3 protein-coding genes and 2 pseudogenes are annotated in these 7,429 nt (G+C 68.5%); 2 read left to right on the top strand and 3 right to left on the bottom strand.

Annotated elements, in window-relative coordinates:
* Positions 1–342, bottom strand: a pseudogene (locus G205_RS16390) (lipoyl synthase); the annotation flags it as partial.
* Positions 339–1,006 (bottom strand): annotated as a pseudogene (gene lipB, locus G205_RS16385) (lipoyl(octanoyl) transferase LipB). The pseudogenes lipB and G205_RS16390, both read right to left, overlap by 4 nt.
* Before the next feature lie 137 nt (positions 1,007–1,143).
* Between lipB and G205_RS16380 the strand changes: the two are divergent.
* Entirely contained in the window at positions 1,144–2,871 is a 1,728-nt protein-coding gene (locus G205_RS16380; RefSeq protein ID WP_009358965.1) for a serine/threonine-protein kinase, read from the top strand.
* Positions 2,872–2,893: 22 nt separating this feature from the next.
* On the opposite strand, the gene G205_RS16375 is transcribed toward G205_RS16380, so the two are convergent.
* Positions 2,894–3,805, bottom strand: a complete 912-nt coding sequence (locus G205_RS16375) for a TIGR01777 family oxidoreductase (RefSeq protein WP_035753485.1) — start codon at positions 3,803–3,805, stop codon at positions 2,894–2,896.
* Between the two features lie 72 nt (positions 3,806–3,877).
* Between G205_RS16375 and G205_RS16370 the strand changes: the two genes are divergently transcribed.
* The gene (locus tag G205_RS16370; RefSeq protein WP_009358963.1) at positions 3,878–7,402 is read left to right on the top strand and encodes a S41 family peptidase; all 3,525 of its coding nucleotides are present in this window, start codon (positions 3,878–3,880) and stop codon (positions 7,400–7,402) included.
* Positions 7,403–7,429: the final 27 nt, after the last annotated feature.

Here is a 7,429-nt window from a genome sequence, read left to right as displayed (position 1 = left end):
CTGCATGGACTGGACGGAGCGGGCCACCTTGGTGGGTTCGAACCGGTCCAGGGGTGAGGGTTTGCCGGTGTCGATCTGGCAGAAGTCGCAGCGGCGGGTGCATTCGGAGCCGCCGATGAGGAAGGTGGCTTCCTTGTCTTCCCAGCATTCGAAGATGTTGGGGCAGCCGGCTTCCTCGCAGACGGTGTGCAGGCCTTCTTTTTTGACGAGGTTCTTCAGTCCGACGAACTCCGGGCCCATCTGGACCTTGGCCTTGATCCACTCGGGCTTGCGCTCCACCGGGACGGCCGCGTTGCGCTGCTCGATCCGCAGCATCTTCCGGCCTTCGGGTGCCAGTGTCACAGTAGAGCTCCTTCAGGGCTTGATACGAGTGCTTCTTCGTGCTTGCGGAATTCTTCCACAATGCGTTCAACGATGTGGGCCGGGCGGATGTCCTGCCCCGTCTCCAGGGACATGGTGGTCACTCCCGCGTCCGTGATGCCGCAGGCGATGATCTGCCCGTACGGCGCCAGGTCATTGCTGCAGTTGATGGCGATGCCGTGCATCGTCACACCGTTCAGGACCGGATGCCAATGGCGGCGATTTTGCGGTCGGGACCCTTTTCGTCCGCCCTGATCCAGACGCCGGCCCGGCCTTTGATGCGTTCGGCCGGAATGCCGTAGTCGGCCATGACGGCAATCATGATCGCTTCCAGCCGCTCAACGTAGTCCCGGATCCCCGCGCGGTTCTTCAGCTTGAGGATGGGGTAGGCAATGAGCTGGCCGGGTCCGTGCCAGGTGAGCTTTCCACCGCGGTCCACGGCCACAACAGGCGTGCCGTCGAAGGGCCGCTCGTGGTCTTCCGTGAGCTTGCCCGCGGTGTAGACAGCAGCGTGTTCCAGCAGGAGCACAGTGCTTGGTGCCTGGCCGGCGACTACTTTGTCATGGAGTTCGCGCTGGATGTCCCACGCCTGCTGGTAATCCACGAGTTCGGGGGCCAGACCCAGCTGTGAAAACTCAAGAGTCATGGCATCCAGCTTAGACCCCGCAGCGCCGCGTACCCGGTTTAGTGGCCAACCTCACCACCTGCCCGCACCACCTCGCAGTATGGCACTGCCTGTGGATAACTTCTGCAGGGAGCGGCGGATTCGGCTAGACATGAGGGATGGACGAGACAACGGCTCCGCTGGTTCCCGGCTACACCACCGGTCGCCTGCTCGGCTGCGGCGGAAGCGCCACGGTCTGGCTCGGTACTGACCATCAGACGGGCCGGGAGTTCGCCCTGAAGTGCTTCCGCCCGGCGCGTGGAAGCCGGCGCGGCAGTGGTTGCCGGTCCGAAGAGGCTGGACAGGGAGACGCTGCACAGGAAGGCGCTGTACAGGAAGACAACGCCGCACAGGAAGCTGCTGTGCAGCGGGAGATCCGCATCCTCTCCGTCCTGGATCATCAGCACCTCACCACCGCGCACCACGCCGTCCGTTTCGATTCCAGCTCCGGCGGCGGCACGGCGCTGGTCCTGGACTACGCACCGGGTGGTTCCCTCGCCCAGCTCGTTGCCGCCCGGGGCAGGCTGGGCGTGGGGGAGACAGTCACCGTTGTGACGCCGATTGCCCAGGCGCTTTCGTACCTGCACGGCAAAGGGTTCACACATTCTGACGTTTCGCCCGGGAACGTGCTGTTCACCAGCCAGGGCAAGCCGCTGCTCTCCGACGTCGGGATCGCACGGATCCTGGGTGATCCCGGCCATGGGCAAGCCTTCGGCACGCCCGGTTTCCTCGATCCTGCACCGGTGGATGCGGTCCGTGCCGGTCTCCAGCCGGAACGGGATGTCTATTCGCTGGCCGCCGTCGGCTGGTACTGCCTCACCGGCGCCGCCCCGCCGGCGACGGCCGAGCGCCCACCGCTCTCCCTGCTCGTTCCGGACGTTCCGGAGGAACTTGCCGCCGTCCTGGAAGCCGGGCTCAACGAGGACAGGCGGCTCCGGCCGACGGCCGCGGCCCTGGCTGCTGCCGTCTATCGGAGCGCCCCGCCCCGCCCTGTCGACCTGGCGGCCTCAGTCCATCCCACCGTCCTTCCGGAACTGGTGACGCGCAGGCATGTCCCGCCGTCGTCCGGGTGGCACAGGATCATCCGGCCCTCCAGGCTTAAGGAGAAGCTGGATGGCTGGAATCGCCGGCATCTGGCGGCACGGTGGGTCAAGGGGCGGGCCGCCGGTCCGCGGCTGCCGTTCCCGGCCACTGCCACCGCACCCGCTGTGCACGATAAACACGCTGTGCACGGAAAGCACGCCGCTCCCAGGGGCATGCCGGGCCGGCGGCTGCGGCGGTTGGTCATGCCTGCCGCGGGTGCCGCGGCCCTGGCTGTTGCCTGGTGGATGGCGGCGGCGCCGGCAGGCCCGCTGACACCCGAACCCGGCAGTACAACCGGAGCGCCAGCCGAAACTGTGGCTGGTGCCGGGAAGGCAGCTGCAGGCGCCGACGCGGTCCGGGAGGCAAGGCAGCATGCCGCTGCACCAGACCCGGCCGTGGCCGTGGCCGGCCTTGCGGCACTCCGCGACCATGCGTTCGCCAGTGGCAGGCTGGAACTGCTGGATGAAGTCAACGCGAAAGGATCACCGGCGGCTGCCGCAGACGCCAGGACCGCCGGGAGGCTCCGCGGCCCAGGCCATGTGCTGGCCGGGTTCGCCAGCCTCCTGTCCGATGTCGTCACGGAAGGTGCCTCGGGCGGGCGGGCCGTGGTCGGGGCAACTTCGGCCACATCCGCGTACGAGGAGAAGGACCGTGCAGGAACGGTGCTTGCATCAGGTGCCGCGAGCGCCGGCCAGCGCCTGCGCCTGGTCCTGGTGTCTGTTGACGGCAGGTGGCGGATCAGTGAGATCCTGCCCGGGTCCTGAACTTCAGCCGGGGCCGGCGGAACTAGTCCAGGGCCTCGGCGCCTTCGGTTCCGGCCACCCACTGCGCTGCCTGCGCCAGCGCCGGATGCTGCCACCGGAATCCGGCGCCCGCGAGGACGGCAGGTTCCATCCGCTGGCTGGACAGCAGCAGTTCTTCGGCCAGGTTCCGCATGACGAGCCGCAGCACCGGCGCCGGAACCCGGAAGATGGCCGGCCGGTGCAGGGCACGTGCGAGTTCTTCAACGATGGTGTTGACATCGGCATCTTCGGGAGCACACAGGTTGACCGGTCCGCTGACCGGCGACTCCAGCAGGAAGAGGAAGGCGGCGGACACGTCCGGAAGGGTGATCCACGGCCAGAACTGCCTGCCGTCGCCGAAAGGCCCGCCAACGCCGAGCCGCAGGAGCGGCAGCAGCCTGCCCATGGCCCCGCCCGAGCGGCTGAGGACCACACCGGTGCGGGGCGTGACAACCCGGACTCCCGCGGGCGCAGTTGCAGCTGCCGCTTCCCATTCCACGCAAATCCGGGACAGGATGCCCGAGCCGGCCGGCGCGTCTTCCCGGAGGACTGTGTTCCCCGTGTCGCCGTAGTAGTTGGCACCTGACTGGCTGATGAACGTCGCGGGCGGGACATCCAGCTGCCGCATTGCCTGCGTCAGTGTGCGGGTTGGCTCAATGCGCGAACTCAACAGCTCATCAACCCGCTTCCGCGTCCATGGCCTGTCGCCGATGCCGGCACCTGACAGATTCACGACGGCGTCGGCCCCCGCCAGCACGGAGGGGTCGAGCAGGCCGTTCGCCGGATCCCAGCGGATTTCCCCGCTCGAGGCTGGTTCGCGCCTGACCAGGGCGGTCACCTCGTGGCCGGCGTCGCGGAAAGTTTCGGACATGTGGGTTCCGAGCAGCCCGGAGGCTCCTGCCATAACGATGCGCATGCTCCATCACACCACGGGTGCGGCCGGCGGCACCTCCGGCAGGGCCGCGGAAGGGTTGACTATGATCAAACGATGACTTCTTCGAGCTACTTCCGTTACCCGCATGTGCATGGTGACCTCGTCACTTTCGTGGCCGAGGACGACGTGTGGATCGCCCCGCTGGAGGGTGGCCGGGCCTGGCGGGTCTCCTCCCTGCAGCTGCCCGCGCGCAACCCCCGTTTCACCCCCGACGGGAAGCGCCTGGTGTGGACCGTGGTCCAGGGGACGGCACCGGAAGTCGTGTCCGCGGACGTTGACGGCGGGAACTACCGGCAGCTGACCTACTTCGGCCACAGCACCACCCGGGTCAAGGGCTTCACGGCCAGCGGGTCCGTGCTGGTGACCAGCGCCTTCCGCCAGGCCGAAAGCCGGCATACCTACGCCTACAGCGTCCCGGTGGACGGCGGCTGGGCGGAAGAGCTGCCCTTCGGCCCCGTGGAGTCCGTGGCGTTCGGACCCGAGGTGGGGGATGAGCGTCCTGTGGTGGTGGGCAGCGTCCTGTCCCGCGAACCGGCCTGGTGGAAGCGCTACCGTGGCGGCACAGCAGGAAAGCTGTGGATCGACGCGGACGGCAACGGGGAGTTCGAGCGCCTTCTGCCGGACCTTGACGGCAACCTCGCCGACCCCATGTGGGTGGATGGCCGAATCGCCTTCCTGTCCGACCACGAGGGCTACGGCAACCTTTATTCGGTCCTTCCCGGCGGGAAGGACCTGCGCCGCCACACGGACCACGAGGATTTCTACGTCCGGCATGCCGCCAGCGACGGGAAGCGGGTCGTCTTCGAATCGGCCGGCGAACTGTGGATCCTGGACAGCCTGGACTCCGAGGCCGTCCGGCTGGATATTGCGCTGGGCTCCGCATCCCAGTCCCGGCGCCCGGCACTGCTGAAGACCTCAAAGCACCTGGGCGCAGTGGTGCCCGACGCTACAGGAACAGCAAGCGCGGTTGAATCGCACGGCACCATCCACTGGCTCCGCCACAAGGACGGGCCCTCCCGGATCGTTGAGGCGACGCCGGGGGTGCGCGGGCGCCTGCCACGGCCGCTCGGCGACGGCCGGATCGCCTACGTTGCCGACCACGGCGGCGTGGAGGCGCTGCACATCAGGGACATTGTGGCAACGGTGCCGCACGCCGCCCTGCCCGTCGGCAAGGAACACGCCGGCAAGGGACACGGGACAGCGGCAGCCCCGGCAGGCGCCGTACAGCTTCCCGGTGAGGCCGGGGACGGGGCGACGGCGTTGCCGCAGCCCGTCCCCGCGGCCGGCGCCGCGGTGCTGGCCGGCGCAGGCACCTTCGTCCCCGCTGACGACCAGCAGGCGGATACCCAGCAGGCCGACGTCGCCCCGGAGGACACCGTCTCCGCAGCGGACGCCCAGTCCGGGGCGGACGCCCCGGGGATCAGCATCCCCCTGCCGTCCCGGGCCAGTGCCCTGGAGTCCAGCCCCGACGGGCGCCGGGTAGCCGTTGGCACTTCCTTCGGCGAGGTGTACGTGGCAGACACCCGAACAGGTGACTTTGTCCTGGTGGCGAGCATCGGGGAAGGCACCATAGGGGAGCTGGCATGGTCACCGGATTCCCGGTGGCTGGTCTGGTCCGAGCCGGTCACGTCCTTTGGTTCGCGCAGCCGGCTCCGGCTGGCTGACATGGCAAACCCCGGCACGTCCCCCGTGGACGTGACGGACGGCCGTTTCGGCGACAAGTCACCAGCTTTCACCCCGGACGGCAAATACCTGGCGTTCCTGTCCAACCGCAGCTTTGACCCGGTGTATGACGGCCACTCTTTCGATCTCTCGTTCCCGAGCCCCATCAAGCCGTACCTGGTGGCACTTGCCGCCGGGACGCCGTCGCCCTTTGGCCCGGCGGTGGCACCCGACGGCGGCGAAGGCTCCGGGACGGATACCTCCGGCGGGCAGGAATCCGGCGAAACTCCGGAAGTCGCCGTCGACCCGGAGGGCCTTGCCCACCGCGTCATCACCGTCCCCGTGCCGCAAGGCAACTACACCTCCCTGGGAACCGCGGACGGCGCGCTTCTGTGGCTTGACTGGGCCCTGGCGGGCGTCACCGGCGACGGAAAAGCGAGCCAGGACGACAAGGAAGCCCGCCCCAGCCTTGTCCGGTTCGATATCGCCCGGCGCAAAAAGGCCACGCTCGTCGAGTCGCTGGACAGCTACCGGCTTTCCGGCGACCGCAGCACCATTGTGCTGATCTCCGACAAGCAGGTCACGGCGGTTCCGGCGGATGCGAAAGCGGACGAGGAATCGGGGAAGCTGGTCAAGGTGGACCTGGGCCGGATCCGCGTGATGATGGATCCCCTCAGTGTCTGGGGCCAGGCCTTCGACGAGGCCTGGCGGCTGCAGCGGGACTTCTTCTGGGCAGAGGACATGGCGGGGCAGGACTGGGAATCCATCCATAAGCGCTACCGGCCGCTGGTGGAGCGCCTGGGATCGCACGATGACCTGGTGGACCTCCTGTGGGAGATGCACGGCGAATTGGGCACCTCCCACGCCTATGTCCGTCCGGCGCCGGTCACCGAAAACGGCAGCCAGGGGCAGGGCCGGCTGGGCGCCGATATTGCCCACACCCCGGCGGGGTGGGAAATAACCCGGATCCTGGCCGGCGAGTCCTCGGACCCGTTGGCAACGTCTCCTTTGACGCGGCCCGGCGTGGACGCGAAGGCCGGAGACATCCTGCTGGCCATCGACGGTGTCCCGCTCTCGGCGTCCGTCACCCCGGCCATGCAGCTGGTGGGCGCGGCGGGCCGGGCCGTGGAGCTGACCCTCCTCAACGGTCCGGCACACGCAGGTGCGGCCGGCACCCAGCGGCGGGTCGCCGTCGTTCCGGTCAAGGACGAGGAGCGCCTGCGGTACCAGGAATGGGTGGCCGGGAACCGCCGCACTGTGCGGGAAGCATCCGCCGGAACCTTCGGCTACCTGCATATCCCGGACATGATGGCCAACGGCTGGGCACAGCTGCACCGCGACCTGGACACCGAAACCGCACTGGACGGGCTCATCGTGGACGTCAGGAGGAACCGTGGCGGCCACACGTCCCAGCTGGTGGCGGAGCTGATCGGCCGGAAGGTCACCGGCTGGAGCATGCCGCGCGGCGAGAAGCCGCGGACCTATCCGCACCACGCACCGCGTGGACCAGTCATCGTGCTGGCGGACGAGTTCGCCGGTTCGGACGGGGACATCATCACCCAGGTTTCCAAGCTGCGTGGTATCGGTCCCGTCATCGGAACCCGTACCTGGGGCGGCGTGGTCGGCATCGATAACAGGTTCGCCCTGGCGGACGGCACCGGCGTCACCCAGCCGCGCTACGCCAACTGGTTCAGCGGGGGCGTGGGGTGGAGCGTCGAAAACTACGGCGTGGACCCCGACATCGAAGTGGCCTACCCGCCGCACGCGTACGCCGCCGGCCGGGATCCGCAGCTGGAGTTCGGAATCGGTGCGTTGAAGGAAATGATCCAGGAGCTTCCTACCGACCGCCCGCCGGCCCGCGAGGGGTACCGGCGGCTCCGTCCCGCCCCGCTGCCGGCCCGCAGCCAGGCCAGGTAAGTCCGGGAACAAGAAAAGGCCCTGCAC

The sequence above is a fragment of the Arthrobacter nitrophenolicus genome (genome assembly GCF_000332815.1).
GTDB lineage: Bacteria > Actinomycetota > Actinomycetes > Actinomycetales > Micrococcaceae > Arthrobacter > Arthrobacter nitrophenolicus.
Note: the sequence above shows the minus strand (reverse complement) of the source record. Positions and strands in the feature narration are given on the sequence as shown.

Coding starts and splice junctions, on each gene's coding strand:
- G205_RS16375 (WP_035753485.1), bottom strand. CDS start 3,805: ATGCGCATCGTTATGGCAGGAGCCTCCGGGCTGCTCGGAACCCACATG.
- G205_RS16370 (WP_009358963.1), top strand. CDS start 3,878: ATGACTTCTTCGAGCTACTTCCGTTACCCGCATGTGCATGGTGACCTC.
- G205_RS16380 (WP_009358965.1), top strand. CDS start 1,144: ATGGACGAGACAACGGCTCCGCTGGTTCCCGGCTACACCACCGGTCGC.